The organism is Bradyrhizobium sp. AUGA SZCCT0160 (genome assembly GCF_018130105.1).
Classification (GTDB): Bacteria; Pseudomonadota; Alphaproteobacteria; order Rhizobiales; family Xanthobacteraceae; genus Bradyrhizobium.
Map to the genome: position 1 here is coordinate 120,366 of NZ_JAFCMD010000013.1, position 16,757 is coordinate 137,122.

Annotated in this window: 14 protein-coding genes and 1 riboswitch; of the genes, 10 read left to right on the top strand and 4 right to left on the bottom strand. The window is 63.3% G+C overall.

All coding sequences use genetic code 11. The annotated features are described in order from the left end of the window. Positions 1-39 precede the first annotated feature (39 nt). From sdhA to sdhC, 3 genes are read right to left on the bottom strand one after another with little or no spacing between them, the layout of a single operon-like run. Positions 40-1,896, bottom strand: coding sequence for a succinate dehydrogenase flavoprotein subunit (sdhA, locus tag JQ558_RS21365; RefSeq protein WP_212294873.1), 1,857 nt, complete (start codon positions 1,894-1,896; stop codon positions 40-42). 3 nt (positions 1,897-1,899) lie between these two features. After that, a complete protein-coding gene (gene sdhD / locus JQ558_RS21370; protein WP_211994682.1) occupies positions 1,900-2,274 on the bottom strand; it encodes a succinate dehydrogenase, hydrophobic membrane anchor protein in 375 nt (124 codons plus the stop codon). Positions 2,275-2,294: 20 nt separating this feature from the next. After that, positions 2,295-2,696: a succinate dehydrogenase, cytochrome b556 subunit gene (sdhC, locus tag JQ558_RS21375; protein ID WP_212204059.1), complete on the bottom strand. Its 402-nt coding sequence runs from the start codon at positions 2,694-2,696 to the stop codon at positions 2,295-2,297. Between the two features lie 508 nt (positions 2,697-3,204). On the opposite strand from sdhC, the gene JQ558_RS21380 reads away from it, so the two are divergent. Then, complete coding sequence (locus JQ558_RS21380) at positions 3,205-4,056, top strand: sulfite exporter TauE/SafE family protein (protein ID WP_212294875.1); 852 nt, start codon at positions 3,205-3,207, stop codon at positions 4,054-4,056. A 154-nt stretch (positions 4,057-4,210) separates the two neighbouring features. On the opposite strand, the gene JQ558_RS21385 is transcribed toward JQ558_RS21380, so the two are convergent. Next, a complete protein-coding gene (locus JQ558_RS21385; RefSeq protein ID WP_212294877.1) occupies positions 4,211-5,737 on the bottom strand; it encodes a malonyl-CoA synthase in 1,527 nt (508 codons plus the stop codon). A gap of 86 nt (positions 5,738-5,823) precedes the next feature. Between JQ558_RS21385 and JQ558_RS21390 the strand changes: the two genes are divergently transcribed. The 9 genes from JQ558_RS21390 (at position 5,824) to JQ558_RS21430 (ending at position 16,675) form a co-directional block, all read left to right on the top strand. After that, positions 5,824-6,585 (top strand): SDR family oxidoreductase, encoded by a 762-nt coding sequence (locus JQ558_RS21390; protein ID WP_212294879.1) that lies wholly within the window; start codon positions 5,824-5,826, stop codon positions 6,583-6,585. A 143-nt stretch (positions 6,586-6,728) separates the two neighbouring features. Next, positions 6,729-6,809: riboswitch (ZMP/ZTP riboswitch) on the top strand. Positions 6,810-6,844: 35 nt separating this feature from the next. After that, entirely contained in the window at positions 6,845-7,255 is a 411-nt protein-coding gene (gene folB / locus JQ558_RS21395) for a dihydroneopterin aldolase (RefSeq protein WP_212294881.1), read from the top strand. Between the two features lie 901 nt (positions 7,256-8,156). After that, positions 8,157-9,311 (top strand): iron-containing alcohol dehydrogenase, encoded by a 1,155-nt coding sequence (locus JQ558_RS21400; RefSeq protein ID WP_212294883.1) that lies wholly within the window; start codon positions 8,157-8,159, stop codon positions 9,309-9,311. Between the two features lie 14 nt (positions 9,312-9,325). Beyond that, complete coding sequence (locus tag JQ558_RS21405; protein WP_212294885.1) at positions 9,326-10,888, top strand: AMP-binding protein; 1,563 nt, start codon at positions 9,326-9,328, stop codon at positions 10,886-10,888. A gap of 297 nt (positions 10,889-11,185) precedes the next feature. Beyond that, on the top strand, positions 11,186-12,781 hold the full coding sequence (locus JQ558_RS21410) for an ABC transporter substrate-binding protein (protein ID WP_212274133.1): 1,596 nt from the start codon (positions 11,186-11,188) through the stop codon (positions 12,779-12,781). 39 nt (positions 12,782-12,820) lie between these two features. Continuing rightward, a complete protein-coding gene (locus JQ558_RS38155; protein ID WP_212000847.1) occupies positions 12,821-13,768 on the top strand; it encodes an ABC transporter permease in 948 nt (315 codons plus the stop codon). Between the two features lie 11 nt (positions 13,769-13,779). Next, on the top strand, positions 13,780-14,673 hold the full coding sequence (locus JQ558_RS21420; protein ID WP_212294887.1) for an ABC transporter permease: 894 nt from the start codon (positions 13,780-13,782) through the stop codon (positions 14,671-14,673). Further along, the gene (locus tag JQ558_RS21425; protein ID WP_212294889.1) at positions 14,673-15,686 is read left to right on the top strand and encodes an ABC transporter ATP-binding protein; all 1,014 of its coding nucleotides are present in this window, start codon (positions 14,673-14,675) and stop codon (positions 15,684-15,686) included. Before JQ558_RS21420 ends, JQ558_RS21425 begins: the two co-directional genes overlap by 1 nt. After that, on the top strand, positions 15,683-16,675 hold the full coding sequence (locus JQ558_RS21430) for an ABC transporter ATP-binding protein (protein ID WP_212294891.1): 993 nt from the start codon (positions 15,683-15,685) through the stop codon (positions 16,673-16,675). Before JQ558_RS21425 ends, JQ558_RS21430 begins: the two co-directional genes overlap by 4 nt. Positions 16,676-16,757 lie beyond the last annotated feature (82 nt).

The window sequence follows — 16,757 nt, forward strand, 5'->3', positions numbered from 1 at the left end:
CTTCGGACCATCCCGGAATGACGGCTGCTTTTGTTCTGATCAATACACCCGCGCCTTCGGCGGGATGTACTGCACGTCGTTGGTCATCGTGTAGTCGTGCACCGGGCGGTAATCGATCGTGGTCTTGCCACGCCCGTCGATCCACGCCAGCGTGTGCTTCATCCAGTTCTTGTCGTCGCGTTCGGCGAAATCCTCGCGGGCGTGGGCGCCGCGGCTCTCGGTGCGGTTGGCCGCCGAGTCCATCGTCACCACTGCCTGCACGATCAGATTGTCGAATTCGAGGGTTTCGACCAGGTCGGAGTTCCAGACCAGCGAGCGGTCCGTGGTCGCGACGTCGCCGATGCCGCCATGCACCTTGTGGATCAGGTTCTGGCCTTCGCTCAGGACTTCGCCGGTCCGGAACACGGCGCAATTGCTCTGCATCACATGCTGCATGCTGTCGCGCAGTTTTGCGGTCGGCGTGCCGCCGGAGGCGTAGCGATAATGATCGAGCCGGCCGAGCGCCAGTTCGGCGGAGTCCGCCGGCAGCTCCGGCTGCTTGCCGTTCGCGGTCAGTTTCTCGGCGCAACGCAGCGCCGCGGAGCGGCCGAACACGACGAGGTCGATCAGCGAGTTGGAGCCGAGCCGGTTGGCGCCGTGCACGGAGACGCAGGCGGCTTCACCGAGCGCCATCAGGCCGGGCACGGTCGCGTTGTCGTCGCCGTCCCGCTTGGTCAGCACTTCGCCGTGATAATTGGTGGGGATGCCGCCCATATTGTAGTGCACGGTCGGCGTGATCGGGATCGGCTCGCGGGTGACGTCGACATTGGCGAAGATCTTCGCCGATTCGGAGATGCCCGGCAGTCTTTCCTGCAGCACCTTGGGATCGAGATGATCGAGGTGCAGATAGATGTGGTCCTTTTTCTTGCCGACGCCGCGGCCTTCGCGCATTTCGATGGTCATCGCGCGCGAGACCACGTCGCGCGAGGCGAGGTCCTTGGCTGATGGAGCATAGCGCTCCATGAAGCGCTCGCCCTCGGAATTGACGAGATAGCCGCCTTCGCCGCGCGCACCTTCGGTAACGAGGCAGCCCGAACCATAGATACCGGTCGGATGGAACTGGATGAACTCCATGTCCTGCAGCGGCAGGCCGGCGCGCAGCGCCATCGCGCCGCCGTCACCGGTACAGGTATGCGCCGAGGTGCAGGAGGCGTAGGCGCGGCCGTAGCCGCCAGTGGCGAGGATCGTGGTCTGGGCGCGGAACCGATGCAGCGTGCCGTCGTCGAGCTTGAGCGCGATCACGCCGCGGCAGACGCCCTGGTCGTCCATGATGAGGTCGATGGCGAAGAACTCGATGTAGAATTCGGCGGCGTGGCGCAGCGCCTGGCCGTACATCGTGTGCAGCATGGCGTGACCGGTGCGGTCGGCGGCGGCGCAGGTACGCTGGGCCTGGCCCTTGCCGAAATCCATCGTCATGCCGCCGAACGGGCGCTGGTAGATCTTGCCGTCTTCGGTGCGCGAGAACGGCACGCCCCAATGTTCGAGCTCGTAGACCGCCTCGGGCGCGTTGCGCACCATGTATTCGATGGCGTCCTGGTCGCCGAGCCAGTCCGACCCCTTGACGGTGTCGTACATGTGCCAGCGCCAATCGTCCTTGTGCATGTTGCCGAGCGCCGCCGAAATGCCGCCCTGCGCGGCGACCGTGTGCGAGCGGGTCGGGAATACTTTTGTGATGCAGGCGGTGCGCAGGCCCGCCTCGGAGCAGCCGACCACGGCGCGCAAGCCGGCGCCGCCGGCGCCGACCACCACCACATCATAGGTGTGGTCTTCGATCGGATAGGCTTTTCCGTTGGTCGCAGGACCACTTCCTGGACCGCCACTGCCGTTGGTGGCCTTGCCGTTACCTTCAGAGGCCATGGGCTAAACTCCCGATGACATTTTGAGGATCGCGTAAATCGAGGCGAGCGCCACCGCGATACAGAAGAAATTATTGGCCATCACGCTGGCGAGCTTGATCTTCTCATTGTGCACATAGTCTTCGATCACGACCTGCATGCCGATCTTCATGTGCCAGGCACTGGCGAGGATGAAGAGCAGCATGATGATCGCGATGGGCACCGAGCTGAAGATTTGCTTGGCACCCGCCTGGTTGCTGCCGAGCAGCATCAGCACGACCACGATGACAGGGACGATCAGCAGCGTCATCGCCACCGCAGTGAGGCGCTGACGCCAGAAATCGGAAGTGCCGGAATGCGAGGAGCCGAGGGCGCGGACGCGCGCGAGCGGCGTGCGCATGGAAGGCGATTTGGGCGCGTTCATCGTCCGCCTCCGATGGTCATGTAGGCGATGATCCAGACCAGGATGGTCAGCGAAATGCCGCCGATCAGCGCGCCCCAGGTCAGGGCCTCGCGCTCATTGGCCTTGAAGCCGTAGCCGAGGTCCCAGACCAGGTGCCGGAGCCCGGACAGCAAATGATGCATCAGCGCCCAAGTGTAACCGAACACGATCAGCTTGCCGATGAAGCTGCCGGTAAAAGCCTGCACATTGGCGTAGGCGCCGGGGCCCGAGGCGGCGGCGATCAGCCACCAGGCCAGCAGCAGGGTTCCAAAATACAGCGCCACGCCGGTGGCGCGGTGGACGATGGACAGCGCCATCGTCAGCGTCCAGCGGTAGGTCTGCAGATGGGGAGAAAGCGGTCGTTCGATCCTGGCGGTCATTCGGCGGCTTTGAAGTTGGCGGGACGTGGTGCGGCCCATCGGGGATCGCGTTAAAGCAATTCTATTTACGTAGTCGAACCAGCGAGCGCAACGATCAAATGCCACGAAATCGAACGGTCGTTCATTACTAGATCAAGGATGAAACGAGGGCGATCAGCGGCTTGGTATACCACGCCTGCGCTCGCTCACAGAAAGAACGAATCATCGTTCGTTTGTTGTGGTGAGCTGTCGCTGCCTGCGCGTATAAAGGGGTCGGCGGTGGCGTGACCGGCGGCCCGAGGTCGTGGCGCGGACGGCGTCCCTTCCCGGCCGTTCCCGAGCGCGTTCAGGCTATTCCCGCAGAGCCGACCGGATATGCGAATCCAGCGCACGCCCTGGCCGCGCGTCCCGGTCCGACGCTGCATTTCAAGCCCTGCATTTGATCGCAAGAGCTGCCGCCAGCGCGGCAATGGTCGCGCCCCGATTCGTCGGGTAACGCTGCGGTGTTCCTCAACGTGCAGGCGGGATTGTGATGGCCGGACTTAATCTCGTCGAGCTTGTCGAACTGGCGCTGATGCTGGTTGCGGTTGGCGCGGTGTCGGGGTTTTTTGCCGGCATCTTCGGGATCGGCGGCGGGGCGATCCTGGTGCCGGTGTTCTATGAGTGCTTCCGCCTTGCCGGCGTGCCGCTTGATGTGCGGATGCCGCTCTGCATCGGCACCTCGCTCGCCATCATCATCCCGACCTCGATCCGTTCGTTTCGCGCCCATCACGCCCGCGGCGCGGTTGATCTCGGCGTGCTCAAATTGTGGTGGCTGCCGATCATCATCGGCGTCATCGCCGGCAGCATCACCGCGCGTTATGCGCCGGAGCGGCTGTTCAAGATCGTCTTCGTCGGCGTGGCATGGTCGGCCGCCGCGCGGCTGCTGCTGGCGCGCGACAACTGGAAATTCGGCGACGACATCCCCAAGGGCCCGCTGATGCGGCTCTATGGATTCTTCATCGGTCTGCTGTCGACCCTGATGGGGGTCGGCGGCGGCCTGTTCGCCAATCTTCTGCTGACGTTCTATGGCCGTCCCATTCATCAGGCGGTCGCGACCTCCTCGGCGCTGGCGGTGCTGATCTCGATCCCCGGCGCGCTCGGCTACATCTATGCCGGCTGGCCCGCGGCGGCACGCTACCCGGATGTCACCGCGCTGCAGCTGCCGTTCGCGATCGGCTTCGTCTCGTTGATCGGCGCCCTGCTTGTGATGCCGACCAGCCTTCTCACCGCGCCGCTCGGCGTGCGCGCGGCGCATGCGATGTCAAAGCGCAACCTGGAGATCGCGTTCGGCTGCTACCTCTTCATTGTCGGCAGCCGGTTTGTGATCAGCCTGCTGTAGGAAACATCATCGACATCGGCGCGCGTTCGCGCGCCCTCAGCGGTTCAAGGCGACTTCCCTGAACGCCTTGACGAGCGGGGCTTCCAGCTTGCCGTGCATGGAGCCCAGAATTTCATAGGCGCAGGCGCCGCCTCACCCGGACAGGCGACGGCTACTATTTTGCGTAAATCTTTGCGTAAGTATCCCGCAGAATATTCTTCTGCACCTTGCCCATCGCGTTGCGCGGCAGTTGGTCGACGACGAAGACGCGCTTCGGCATCTTGAATTTCGCAAGACGCCCGTCGAGCGCTTGCAGCACCGAGGCTTCGCTGATGTCGGCGCCCTTGTTGCAGACCACGACCGCGGTGACGCCTTCGCCGAAGTCCGCATGCGGCACGCCGATCACGGCGGATTCGATCACGCCCGGCATGGCGTCGATCTCACTCTCGATTTCCTTCGGGTAGACGTTGAAGCCGCCGGAGATCACCAGATCCTTGCCGCGGCCGAGAATGTGCACATAGCCCTTGTCGTCGATCTTGCCGAGATCGCCGGTGATGAAGAAGCCGTCGTCGCGGAACTCGGCTTTTGTCTTCTCCGGCATCCGCCAGTAGCCCTTGAACACGTTCGGGCCCTTGACCTCGATCATCCCAATAGTGTCGCGCGCCAGTTCCTTGGCGGTCTCGGGGTCGGTGACGCGCACCGAGACGCCGGGCAAGGGAAGGCCGACGGCGCCGGGCACGCGGTCGCCGTCATAGGGGTTGGAGGTGTTCATGTTGGTTTCGGTCATGCCGTAGCGCTCGAGGATGGCAAAACCTGTTCGAGCCGACCATTCGCGGTGGGTGTCGGCGAGCAGCGGCGCGGAGCCCGAAATGAACAGCCGCATGTGCCTAGTGGAGTCTTTGGTCAGCGCCGGGCTCTGCAGCAGCCGCGTGTAGAAGGTCGGCACCCCCATCAGCACGGTCGAGCGCGCCATCAGCTTGATGATCAGGTCGGGATCGAGCTTCGGCAGGAAGATCATCGAAGCGCGCGCGAACAGCGTGACGTTGCTGGCCACGAACAGGCCGTGGGTGTGATAGATCGGCAGCGCGTGGATCAGCACATCGTCCCTGGTAAAGCGCCAATAATCGACCAGCGAGAGCGAGTTCGAGGCGAGATTGTCGTGCGTCAGCATCGCGCCCTTGGAACGGCCCGTGGTGCCCGACGTGTAGAGGATCGCGGCGAGGTCGTCGCTGGCGCGGGCGACGGTTGCGAACGAAGCGTCCGCCCTGGCGGCGGCGTCCGTCAGCGTTCCCTTGCCGTTGGCATCGAGCGTTTCGACCCTGGCGTTGACCTTGGCCGCGATCACGCCGATGCCCTCAGCCTTGGAGGGGTCGCACACCACCAGCGACGGCTCCGCGTCGGTGATGAAATATTTCAGCTCGTTCAGCGTATAGGCGGTGTTGAGCGGCAGATACACCGCGCCTGATCGTACCGTGGCGAGATAGAGCACCAGCGCCGGCACGGATTTTTCGGTCTGCGCCGCCACGCGGTCGCCCGGCTTGACGCCCCTCGCGACCAGCACATTCGCCATCTGGCCGGCGCGGGCGATCAGATCGGCATAGCTGATGCGCGTGCCGTCGAACATCTCGATCGCGAGCCGGGCGGGATCGTCGAGCTTGTCGAACAGGCGGGAAAACAGGTTGGCGCTGGCGGTGGTGTTCATGCAACATTCCCTGAGGGGCAATGGCCGGAGTTTTCGCCGGCTGGATTAGCAAAAACGCCCCTCACAAAGCAACGGAGACAGTTTGCATGTCAAATAATGGGAAACGCGTGGCCTGGGTGACGGGCGGTGGCACGGGAATCGGTGAATCCGGCGCGGAGCATCTCGCGGCGGACGGCTGGACCGTCGTGGTTTCGGGACGCCGCCAGGCCGAGCTGGACCGGGTCGTGGCCAACATCACCAAAAAGGGCGGCAAGGCCGAGGCGATCGCGCTCGATGTCAGCAACAGGGCCGACGTCAACAAGGTCGCCGACCAGATCCTCGCCAAGCACGGCCGGATCGACCTCCTGGTCAACAGTGCCGGCGTCAACGTACCGAAGCGGAGCTGGGCGGATGTGGAACCGGAGGGCTGGGACAAGGTCGTCAATATCAACCTCAACGGCGTCATGTTCTGCATGCGCGCTGTGCTGCCGGCGATGCGCAAGCAGCAGGATGGCTGCATCATCAACGTCGCGTCCTGGGCCGGTCGTCATGTCTCGAAGATGACGGGCCCGGCCTACACCACCACCAAGCATGCGGTGCTGGCGCTGACCCATTCCTTCAACATGGACGAATGCGTCAACGGGCTGCGCGCCTGCTGCCTGTCGCCCGGCGAGGTCGCAACCCCGATCCTGAAATCGCGCCCGGTGCCGCCGAACGAAACCGAGCTGGCGAAGATGCTGCAGCCCGAGGATTGCGGCCGCACCATCGCGTTCGTCGCCAGCCTACCGCCGCGCGTCTGCGTCAACGAGATCCTGATCAGCCCGACACATAATCGCGGCTTCATCCAGACGCCGGCGAGCAATGATTAGCTCTTGGTAGGGTGGGCAGAGCGCAGCGTGCCCACCATCTTTTTATGACGCCAAACTGTGGTGGGCACGGCGCAAACGCGCCTTTGCCCACCCTACAAGTTTTCGGCTTACACTTGAGCCCCGACCGTTGCGCCCGTATACTCACACTCTCGCGCGACTGGCGATCGCAGATGGGGCACCATCGGGAAGCGCGAGGTATTCAGCCGCGCGCCTGGGCAATCGGAAAAAATCCGATCCACCTTCAGATGAAGGAGCGCCCATGCTGACGACCATCCAGATATCAGGATTGCAGACCTTCGGGTACCACGGCCTGTTCGAGGAAGAACGCCGCCTCGGCCAGAAATTCACCTTCGACATCGACGCGACGCTGAAGGCGGCGCCGACGCACCGGGACGACAGGCTGGATGCCTCGATCCGCTATGACGCTGTGGTGGATGCCGCCGTGAGTCTTGCCGGCGCGACGAAATACCAAACGCTGGAAGCGCTCGGGGAAGCTGTTGCGATCGGCCTGCTGCGGCGCTTCGCCTTGATCGACAGCATTACCGTTGGCGTCGCCAAATTCAGCCCGCCGATCCCGCATACGCTCGGCAAGGTCGGAATCACGGTGCGCTTGGCCCGATCCGATCTGGCGGGTAGGCCGGTGGAGGAGGTGCTGGAAGATTTTGTCTAGGTGGCGGCATCTGTACGGCGCGGTGGCCCACCCATCCTTCACCGCGCGGGATCGTCATTGCGAGCGAAGCGAAGCAATCCATCTCTCGTAACGCGGCGTCGTGGATTGCTTTGCTGCGCTCGCAATAACGGCTGGGTGCGACATAGTAGCCCGTCGGGCAAATCAGTTCGGGTTTACAGAAATCATGTCAAGTCCAAAATTTCTGCAAATCAAAATTATTCTTGTTGCCATCCGACCCAAATCAGTGCGCAGCTATCGTCATCCCGTCCCACTCAGAGGGCGTTGGCCATCGTCACAACGAGGGGCGGGTCGCGGTGGACGCTGAGGTTGCGATTGACGGTCGCGGCTGAAGCGTACGGCGAAAGCGTGTGGTCCTGGCGCCCGTAACGGCGTCAAGTCTTTCGGGAGCTAACGCTTCCGAGGGGCGACGGTGGCAATAGAGGCCGTCTCACCGGGGAGAGCGCGTCATAAGCCGTAAAGCCATTGCGCAGGGAATGTCGGATGCTCTCCGCTGCCCTGTATGCTCATGTGCAGCATTCTTATGCACAATCGCACATGAGACCGCGGGTGCAGCGCGCATCCGGCATTCCCTGCGCCATCTGGATTTGGGGGCGAACGATTTGAACGACCCGGGCGAAACCCGCCGCGGGAATGCGGAACCATATCCGCGTCGTCCCGGGCTTGACCCGGGACCCATACGCCGCGGCCACCCGATAGGAACACCGGCGTCAGAGACCTTCTGCAACAACAACCGCCGCGGAGTATGGGTCCCGGCTCAAGGCCGGGACGACGATGCGAGACAGCACCACCTCCCCACCCGCATCATCTTCGGGCATGACGTCCGGAATTTCCTCCGCTAACCTCCCTGCCAACAAAACCAAAATGTCCGGGGAGGACAAGCGTGCATAGAGGGCGTGTGGTATTCGGCGCCATGGATGAGGTCGTGTTCGGACGGCCGGCATCCGAGGTGATCGTCGAGCAGATGGCCCGGCTCGGTGCGGTCAGGGCGTTCCTGATGGTCAGCGGCACGCTCAACCGTGAGACCGACGCGATCAGGAACATTCGCGACATGCTGGGGCCGCGCTGCGTCGGGACGTTCGACGCGATGCCCGCCCATACGCCGCGGGCGGCCGTGATAGCGGCCACCGAACAGGCTCGTGTCGCCAAGGCCGACCTCATCGTCACCATCGGCGGCGGCTCGATCACCGACGGCGCCAAGGCGGTGCAGCTCTGCCTCGCCAATGACATTACGACCGTCGAAGGCATCGACAAAATAAGGGCCGTTGCCGGCGCGCCGCCGCCGATGAACCCGCCGGCGGTGCGGCAGATCAGCGTGCCGACGACGATCGCCGGCGGCGAATTCACCGCCAACGCCGGCGTTACCAACGAGCGGACCAAGGTCAAGGAAGCGCTGCGCCATCGGCTGGTGATGCCGCGCGCCGTGATCCTCGATCCCGCGATCGGCCTGCACACGCCGGAATGGCTGTGGCTGTCGACCGGGATTCGCGCCGTCGACCACTGCGTCGAGGGCATTTGCGCGCGCGAAGCGCATCCCTATGCCGACGCGCAGGCGCTGAAGGGGCTTGCGCTGCTGGCGCAGGCGCTGCCGCGGGTGAAGGCCAATGGCCGCGATCTCGACGCGCGGATGGATTGCCAGATCGGCACCTGGCTCTCGACCGGCCCGCTGGCCGCGGGCGTGCCGATGGGCGCCAGCCACGGCATCGGCTATGTGCTCGGCGCCGAATTCGGCGTGCCGCACGGCCATACGTCGTGCGTGATGCTGCCGAGCGTGATGCGCTGGAACATATCTGTGAATGCCGAGCGCCAGGCGCTGGTATCAGCCGCGATGGGGTATCCGGGCAAGGACGCCAGCGAAGTGCTCGATAATTTCATTCGCGGGCTCGGAATGCCGCGCAGCCTGCGCGAGGTCAAAGTCGGACCCGAGCATTTCGACCGCATCGCACAGCAGGCGATGGCGACACCCTGGGTGCCCCGCAATCCGCGCAAGATCGAAGGGCCGGCACAGGTCCGCGAAATTCTCGAACTGGCAGCCTAGGAGAACGAGACGGAATGTACACCGGCAAGCATGTAAAACTTCGCCCCCTGCAGCCCGCCTTCATCATGGCCGGCACCGGCGAGACCGTCACCTATCGCGAACTCGACGCGCGCTCCAACCGGCTGGCGCATCTGTTCCGGCAGCGTGGCCTGAAGCGGCTCGACCACTATTCGATCTTCATGGAGAACAACAGCCGCTATCTCGAAGCCTGCGGCGCCGGCGAGCGCTCGGGCCTCTATTACACCTGCGTGAACTCCTACCTCACCGCGAGCGAGCTTGCCTACATCCTGACCAACAGCCAGTCGCGCATCCTGATCACCTCTCGGGAAAAACTCGATGTCGCGCGCGAGGCGTTGCAGGAATGCCCGCAGGTGGAGCTTTGTATCGTCGCCGATGGCCAAGGAGAAAATTGGCACGAAAGCGACCGCATCGTCGGCCTGCAGCAAGTGACGGCTGATATGCCGCACACGCCGATACCGGATGAATGCGTCGGCACCGCGATGCTCTATTCCTCCGGCACCACCGGTCGGCCGAAGGGAATTCTGCGCCCGCTGCCGGAACTTCCGGCCGATCAGAATTTGCCGCTGTTCGATTTCCTGGTGAAGATCTGGCAATACCGCGAGGGCATGATCTATCTGTCGCCGGCGCCGCTCTACCACTCGGCGCCGCAGGCCGCCGTCAACCTGACGATCAAGATGGGCGGCACCGCCGTCATCATGGAACGGTTCGATCCGGAGCATTATCTCTCGCTGGTCCCTAAATGGGGCATCACGCACACCCAGCTGGTGCCGACGATGTTCTCGCGCATGCTCAAGCTGCCCGAGGAGGCGCGCAACCGATACGATCTGTCGTCGCTCGAGATCGCGATCCATGCCGCAGCGCCCTGTCCGGCGGCGGTCAAGGACGACATCATCAAATGGTGGGGGCCGATCATCCACGAATATTACGGCGCCACCGAAGGGCTCGGCTTTACCTCCTGCAACAGCGAGGAGTGGCTGGCCCATCGCGGCACCGTGGGTAAGGTGCTGCTCGGCGATCTGCATATTCTCGACGAGAACATGCAGGCCGTTCCCGTCGGCACGCCGGGCACGGTGTGGTTCAAGACCGCCACCCCGTTCGAATATTTTTGCGATCCGGCCAAGACAAAGGAAGCTCGCTCGGCGGACGGCAGCATGAGTACGGTGGGCGATGTCGGTTATGTCGACAATGACGGCTTCCTCTATCTCACCGACCGCGCGACCTTCATGATCATCTCCGGCGGCGTCAACATCTACCCGCAGGAATGCGAGAATTTGCTGATCACTCATCCCAAGATCGCGGACGCCGCGGTGTTCGGCGTGCCCAATCCGGATCTGGGCGAGGAAGTAAAGGCGGTGGTGCAGCCGATGCCCGGCGTTTCGCCGGGGCCGGATCTCGCGGAGGAACTGATCGCGTTCTGCAGCCAGTCGCTGTCTCGCCAAAAAGTGCCGCGCTCGATCGATTTCGAGAAAGAACTGCCGCGGCTGCCCACCGGCAAACTCTACAAGCGCCTGCTGCGCGACCGCTACTGGGGCAACAAGACCTCGCGGATCGTGTGAGTGGCGCTGATCGGCAAACGCGGGGCCGCGTTGATGCGAAATATGAGGGAATGTGACGGCACGAATGCTCGGGTGAGGCATTATGGCGCGATTATCTTGTGTGCGTCGCAACGACGGCGGCAATTGCTGACCCATTTCCGTGCAAATCGCCGCAAAAGTCGGGTCAGTTCCACCACACGGACTATTAGTTCGAATTGCCAACATCCGCCCGGACTTGGCCGGTTGCCCGGCAGGATGGTCATGCTATCGTCGGTGGTAATCGGCCATTGAGACCGAACATTCTCGGGAGGGGACACCATGCGGAGCGTGCGAACGCTTGCCGTCGCGGCGTTGTTATTGCTGCCGGCCTACCATGTTGCATCGGCAGGCGAGCCCAAGCAGGGCGGCATTCTCAAGGTCTATCACCGCGACAGCCCGGCCAGCGCTTCAATCCACGAGGAAGCGACCTATTCGGTCAACATTCCCTTCATGCCGGTTTTCAACAACCTCGTGATCTACAAGCAGGACGTCCCGCAGAACTCCATGGAATCGATCGTCCCGGATCTTGCGGAAAGCTGGGCCTGGAGCGGCGACAAGAAGAAGCTCACCTTCAAGCTGCGGCAGGGCGTCAAGTGGCACGACGGCAAGCCGTTCACCTCCGCGGACGTCAAATGCACCTTCGACATGCTGATGGGCAAGTCGCAGCAGAAGTTCCGCAAGAACCCGCGAAAATCCTGGTACGACGAGGTCGTCGACGTCACCACGTCAGGCGATTTCGAGGCGTCGTTCAACCTGAAGCGGCCGCAGCCGGCGCTGCTGGCGCTGCTCGCCTCCGGCTATACACCGGTCTATCCCTGCCACGTCTCGGCCGGCGACATGCGTACCAAGCCGACCGGCACCGGTCCGTTCAAGTTCGTCGAGTTCAAGGCCAACGAATCGATCAAGCTGACGCGCAACCCGGATTACTGGAAGAAGGGCCTGCCGCATCTCGACGGCATCGAATTCACCATCATCACCAACCGGTCGACCGCGATTCTCGGCTTTATCTCCGGCCAGTTCGACATGACCTTCCCGACCGAGGTCTCGATCCCGCTGCTCAAGGACGTCAAGAAGCAGTCGCCGAACGCCGTGTGCGTCGTCGAACCGATCAACGTCTCGACCAACATCATCGTCAACTCGTCCTCGCCGCCGTTTGACAGCCTGGATATCCGCCGCGCGATGGCGCTGGCGATCGACCGCAAGGCGTTCATCTCGATCCTGTTCGAGGGACAGGCCGATATCGGCGGCACCATGCTTCCCGCCCCGGGCGGGTTGTGGGCAATGCCGAAAGAGATGCTGGAGACGATCCCGGGCTACGGGCCCGACATCAACGCCAACCGGGAAGAAGCGCGCAAGCTGATGCAGAAGGCGGGCTTTGGGCCGGACAAGCGGCTCGCGGTCAAGGTCGCAACGCGCAATATTCCGATCTATCGCGACCCCGCCATCATCCTGATCGATCAGCTCAAGAGCATCTATATCGATGGCGAGCTTGACGTGGTCGAGACGGCGAACTGGTTCTCGAAAGTCGCGCGCAAGGATTATGCGCTCGGCCTCAATTTGACCGGCAATGCGGTCGACGATCCCGACCAGTCGTTCTACGAGAACTATTCCTGCGGCTCGGAGCGCAACTACACCAACTACTGCAACAAGGACATCGAAAAGCTGTTCGGCGAGCAATCCCAGGAAACCGACGTCGCCAAGCGCAAGAAAATCGTCTGGGAGATCGACAAGAAGCTGCAGGAAGACGTCGCCCGCCCGATCATCTACCACGGCCGCTCGGGTTCGTGCTGGCAGCCCTACGTCAAGGGCATCACCATCATGGTGAACAGCTCCTATAACGGCTATCGTTACGAGGATGTATGGATGGACAAGTAGCGTCCGCCATAACGTCGGCCGGCCAGGGAGAATAGCCAGGTGTTTGCTTATATCGTGCGACGCCTCGCGTTGATGTTCGTGACCCTGATCGGGATCTCGATCATCATCTTCGTGCTGCTGCGCGTCGTTCCCGGCAATATCGTCGACATCCTGTTCGACGCAGCCGGCTTTGTTGATCCCGCCGACAAGGCCAATCTGGAAAAGGAACTCGGTCTCAGCGACCCGATCGTGGTGCAGTATTTCCGCTGGATCGGCGGGTTGCTGCACGGCGATCTCGGCTATTCCTATGTGTCGGAAAAACCGGCGCTGCAGGAGATCCTGCCGCGAATTCCGATCACGGCGCGGCTGGCGGGCCTGGCACTGCTGTTCTCCGCAGCGATCGGCATTCCCCTCGGCGTCATCAGCGCCGTTCACCAGGGCACCCGGCTTGATTATGCCCTGCGTATCGTCAGCCTGAGCGGGCTGTCGCTGCCCTCGTTCTGGCTCGGACTGCTGATCCTGATGGCGTCGGTTTCGATGTTCGGAACCATGCCGATCTTCAACCCCAATCCGAAAACCTGGACCGAAGCGATCGCCATCTACGCCGTGCCGGCGATGGCGGTCGGCTTTCGCAGCGCCGCGCTGACGATGCGTATCACGCGCTCCTCGATGCTGGAAATCCTGCGCCAGGATTTCATCCGCACCGCGCGCGCCAAGGGCGCCTCGGAGAATTCGGTCAATTACCGCCATGCGCTGAAGAACGCCATCCTGCCCGTCATCACCGTGATCGGCATCGAGGCCGCTTTCCTGATCGGCGGGCTGATCGTCACCGAAACCGTGTTCAATATCCCGGGCATCGCCCGCTTCCTGGTCGAGGCGCTGCGCTGGCGCGACTACCCGATCGTGCAGAACCTCGTGATGCTGATCGCGGTCGTCGTGGTGTTCGCCAACTTCACCGTCGACTTGCTGTATGCCGCGATCGATCCGCGCATCCGCTACGGGGATTAGGAGATTCAGGTTTGGCTGTAGTCAATTACGATAGCGAACTGAAACGCGCCGGCGCCCATTCGACGCATGGCTGGCGCCGGCTGACGTTTCTCGCGCAACGCTACATGCTCGGCACCATCGGCCTCTTCATCATGATAATGTTCGTCTGGGTGGCGATATCGGCCGACTTGATCTGCCGCTTCAGTCCGCTCAGCGTCGATTCCACGCACCGGCTGGCGGCGCCCGATGCCGTGCATTGGCTGGGCACCGATTCATTCGGCCGCGATGTCTGGAGCCGGATCGTCCATGGCGCCCGGATTTCGCTCGCCGTCGGCATCGGCGCCACGCTGCTGGGCTCGACGCTCGGCGTCATCGTCGGCCTCGTCTCCGGCTATCTCTCGGGCTGGGTCGATCTGCTGTTCCAGCGCGTGACCGACATCTTGCAGGCCCTGCCGCTGCTGGTGCTGGCGCTGGTGATGACGGCGGCCCTGGGGCCGTCGCTGCCGAACGTCATCATCGCGATTGCGATCCCGCTGATCCCGACGGTGGCCCGCGTGATCCGCGCTAACACGCTGGCCTTGCGCGAACTGCCGTTCGTCGAAGCCGCCAAGTCGATCGGCATGAGCGAAAGGCGCATCGCGATCCGCCACGTGCTGCCGAACACGCTGGCGCCGCTGATCGTGCTGGCGACCGCGCAGCTCGGTTCCACCATTCTCACCGAAGCCTCGCTGTCGTTTCTCGGCCTCGGCATTCCCGAACCCTATCCGTCCTGGGGCCGCATGCTGTCGGAATCGGCGGCGGAATATGTCCGCACCGCGCCATGGCTGGTGATCTTCCCCGGCGTCGCGATCAGCCTTGCGGTGTTCGGCACCAATCTGTTCGGCGACGCACTGCGCGATATCCTCGACCCGAGGCAGCGCGGCTGATGAACGGGATCGGGGCGGAAGACACGGTTCTCGACGTGAAGAACCTGCAGACGGTGTTCTTCACCAATTCGGGCCTGTTCCGGGCGGTCGATGACGTCTCTTTCCACGTTCGCCGCGGCGAGACGCTGGCGATCGTCGGCGAATCCGGCTGCGGCAAGAGCGTCAGCGCGCTGTCGATCATGCGCCTGGTGCCGGACCCGCCGGGCCGGATCGTCGGCGGCTCGGTGACGCTCGAAGGCACTGATTTGCTCGGCATCGACGAAGCGGACATGCGCAAGATCCGCGGCAACCGGATGTCGATGATCTTCCAGGAGCCGATGACCTCGCTCAATCCAGTGATGCGGATCGGCGACCAGATCACCGAGGTGGTGCGCCTGCACCAGGACATGACGGCGAAGGAAGCGTGGGCGAAGGCGGTCGAGATGCTGCGCCTCGTCCGGATTCCCGAGCCGGAGCGGCGCGCGCAGGAATATCCGCACCAGCTTTCCGGCGGCATGCGCCAGCGCGCGATGATCGCGATGGCGCTGGCGTGTCGCCCGGCGCTGTTGATCGCGGACGAGCCGACCACCGCGCTCGACGTCACGATCCAGGCGCAGATCCTGGCGCTGATCGTCGATCTGCAGAAGACGCTCGGCACCGGCCTGATCCTGATCACCCACGATCTCGGCGTGGTTGCCCAGACCGCGCAGCGCGTGATCGTGATGTATGCCGGCAAGAAGGTCGAGGAGGCCACTGTCGAGGCGCTGTTCGAGAATCCACGGCATCCCTACACCCGCGGCCTGATGGCCTCGATGCCGGCGGTGATTTCGCTTGGCGCGAAAGAGGATGTCAGGTTGAACGAAATTCCCGGCATGGTGCCGTCGCTGACCAATTTGCCGCCGGGCTGCGCCTTTGCGCCGCGCTGTCCGTTCGCAATCGACCGCTGCCGCGCAGAATATCCGCCGCTCAAGGATTTCGGCGATAATCATTTTGCGGCGTGCTGGCGCGCGGCGGAAATGGTGGCCGCGATATGACCGACAGAGCGCCCCTCTTGGAGGTTACCGACCTCGTCAAACATTACCCGGTGCGCGGCGGCATCCTGCGCCGGCGCATCGGCACCGTGCATTCGGTCGACGGCGTCAGCTTCTCGGTCGGCAAGGGCGAGACGCTGGGGCTGGTCGGCGAGTCCGGCTGCGGCAAGTCGACGGTGGCGCGCAGCGTGTTGCGGCTGGTGGAACCGACCAGCGGCGCCATCAAGCTTAATGGCACCGACATCACCAACCTCAGCAAGACGGATCTGCGCCCGCATCGGCGCTCGATGCAGATCGTATTCCAGGATCCGTTCGCTTCGCTCAATCCGCGCATGACCGCCGGCGACATCGTCGGCGAGCCGCTCGGCGTCCACGGCCTCGCCACCGGCGCCAAGCAGCAGGAACGGGTCGCCGAACTGTTCGCCCAGGTCGGCCTGCGCGCGGACCAGATGAAGAACTATCCGCATCAGTTCTCCGGCGGACAGCGGCAGCGCATCTGCATCGCGCGAGCGTTATCATTGGGGCCGAGCCTGATCGTCTGCGACGAGCCGGTGTCCGCGCTCGACGTCTCGATCCAGGCGCAGGTGATCAACCTGCTGATCGACCTGCAGCGCAAGAACAATTTTTCCTATTTGTTCATCGCTCATGACCTCGCCGTGGTAGCCCATATCAGCCACCGCGTCGCCGTGATGTATCTCGGGCGCATCGTCGAGATCGCCGACAAGACCGAGTTGTTCGCCAACCCGCGCCATCCCTATACGCAGGCGCTGCTGGCCTCGGTGCCGGTCGCCAATCCCAAGGCGAAGAAGCTCGCGCCCATGATCGACGGCGACGTGCCAAGCCCGATCAACCCGCCGTCGGGCTGCGCCTTCCACACCCGCTGCCGCTACGTGATGGACCGCTGCAAGGTCGAACGGCCGTCGCTGCTTGATGCCGGCGCGCGGCATAAGGTAGCGTGCTGGCTCAATGAGGGGACTGGGCGGGCGGAATGAGTCAACCTAGACACGATGCGGCACGAACAATAGAACGAGCACCTGTACGACCACAGAATTGCTACCTTCGAAGATAAGATTC

What these genes read in the sequence shown, in the direction of transcription:
- folB (WP_212294881.1), top strand. Translation starts at nt 6,845, where the DNA reads ATGCTGACGACCATCCAGATATCAGGATTGCAGACCTTCGGGTACCAC.
- JQ558_RS21410 (WP_212274133.1), top strand. Translation starts at nt 11,186, where the DNA reads ATGCGGAGCGTGCGAACGCTTGCCGTCGCGGCGTTGTTATTGCTGCCG.
- sdhC (WP_212204059.1), bottom strand. Translation starts at nt 2,696, where the DNA reads ATGACCGCCAGGATCGAACGACCGCTTTCTCCCCATCTGCAGACCTAC.
- JQ558_RS21430 (WP_212294891.1), top strand. Translation starts at nt 15,683, where the DNA reads ATGACCGACAGAGCGCCCCTCTTGGAGGTTACCGACCTCGTCAAACAT.
- JQ558_RS21385 (WP_212294877.1), bottom strand. Translation starts at nt 5,737, where the DNA reads ATGAACACCACCGCCAGCGCCAACCTGTTTTCCCGCCTGTTCGACAAG.
- sdhA (WP_212294873.1), bottom strand. Translation starts at nt 1,896, where the DNA reads ATGGCCTCTGAAGGTAACGGCAAGGCCACCAACGGCAGTGGCGGTCCA.
- sdhD (WP_211994682.1), bottom strand. Translation starts at nt 2,274, where the DNA reads ATGCGCACGCCGCTCGCGCGCGTCCGCGCCCTCGGCTCCTCGCATTCC.
- JQ558_RS21390 (WP_212294879.1), top strand. Translation starts at nt 5,824, where the DNA reads ATGTCAAATAATGGGAAACGCGTGGCCTGGGTGACGGGCGGTGGCACG.
- JQ558_RS21425 (WP_212294889.1), top strand. Translation starts at nt 14,673, where the DNA reads ATGAACGGGATCGGGGCGGAAGACACGGTTCTCGACGTGAAGAACCTG.
- JQ558_RS21405 (WP_212294885.1), top strand. Translation starts at nt 9,326, where the DNA reads ATGTACACCGGCAAGCATGTAAAACTTCGCCCCCTGCAGCCCGCCTTC.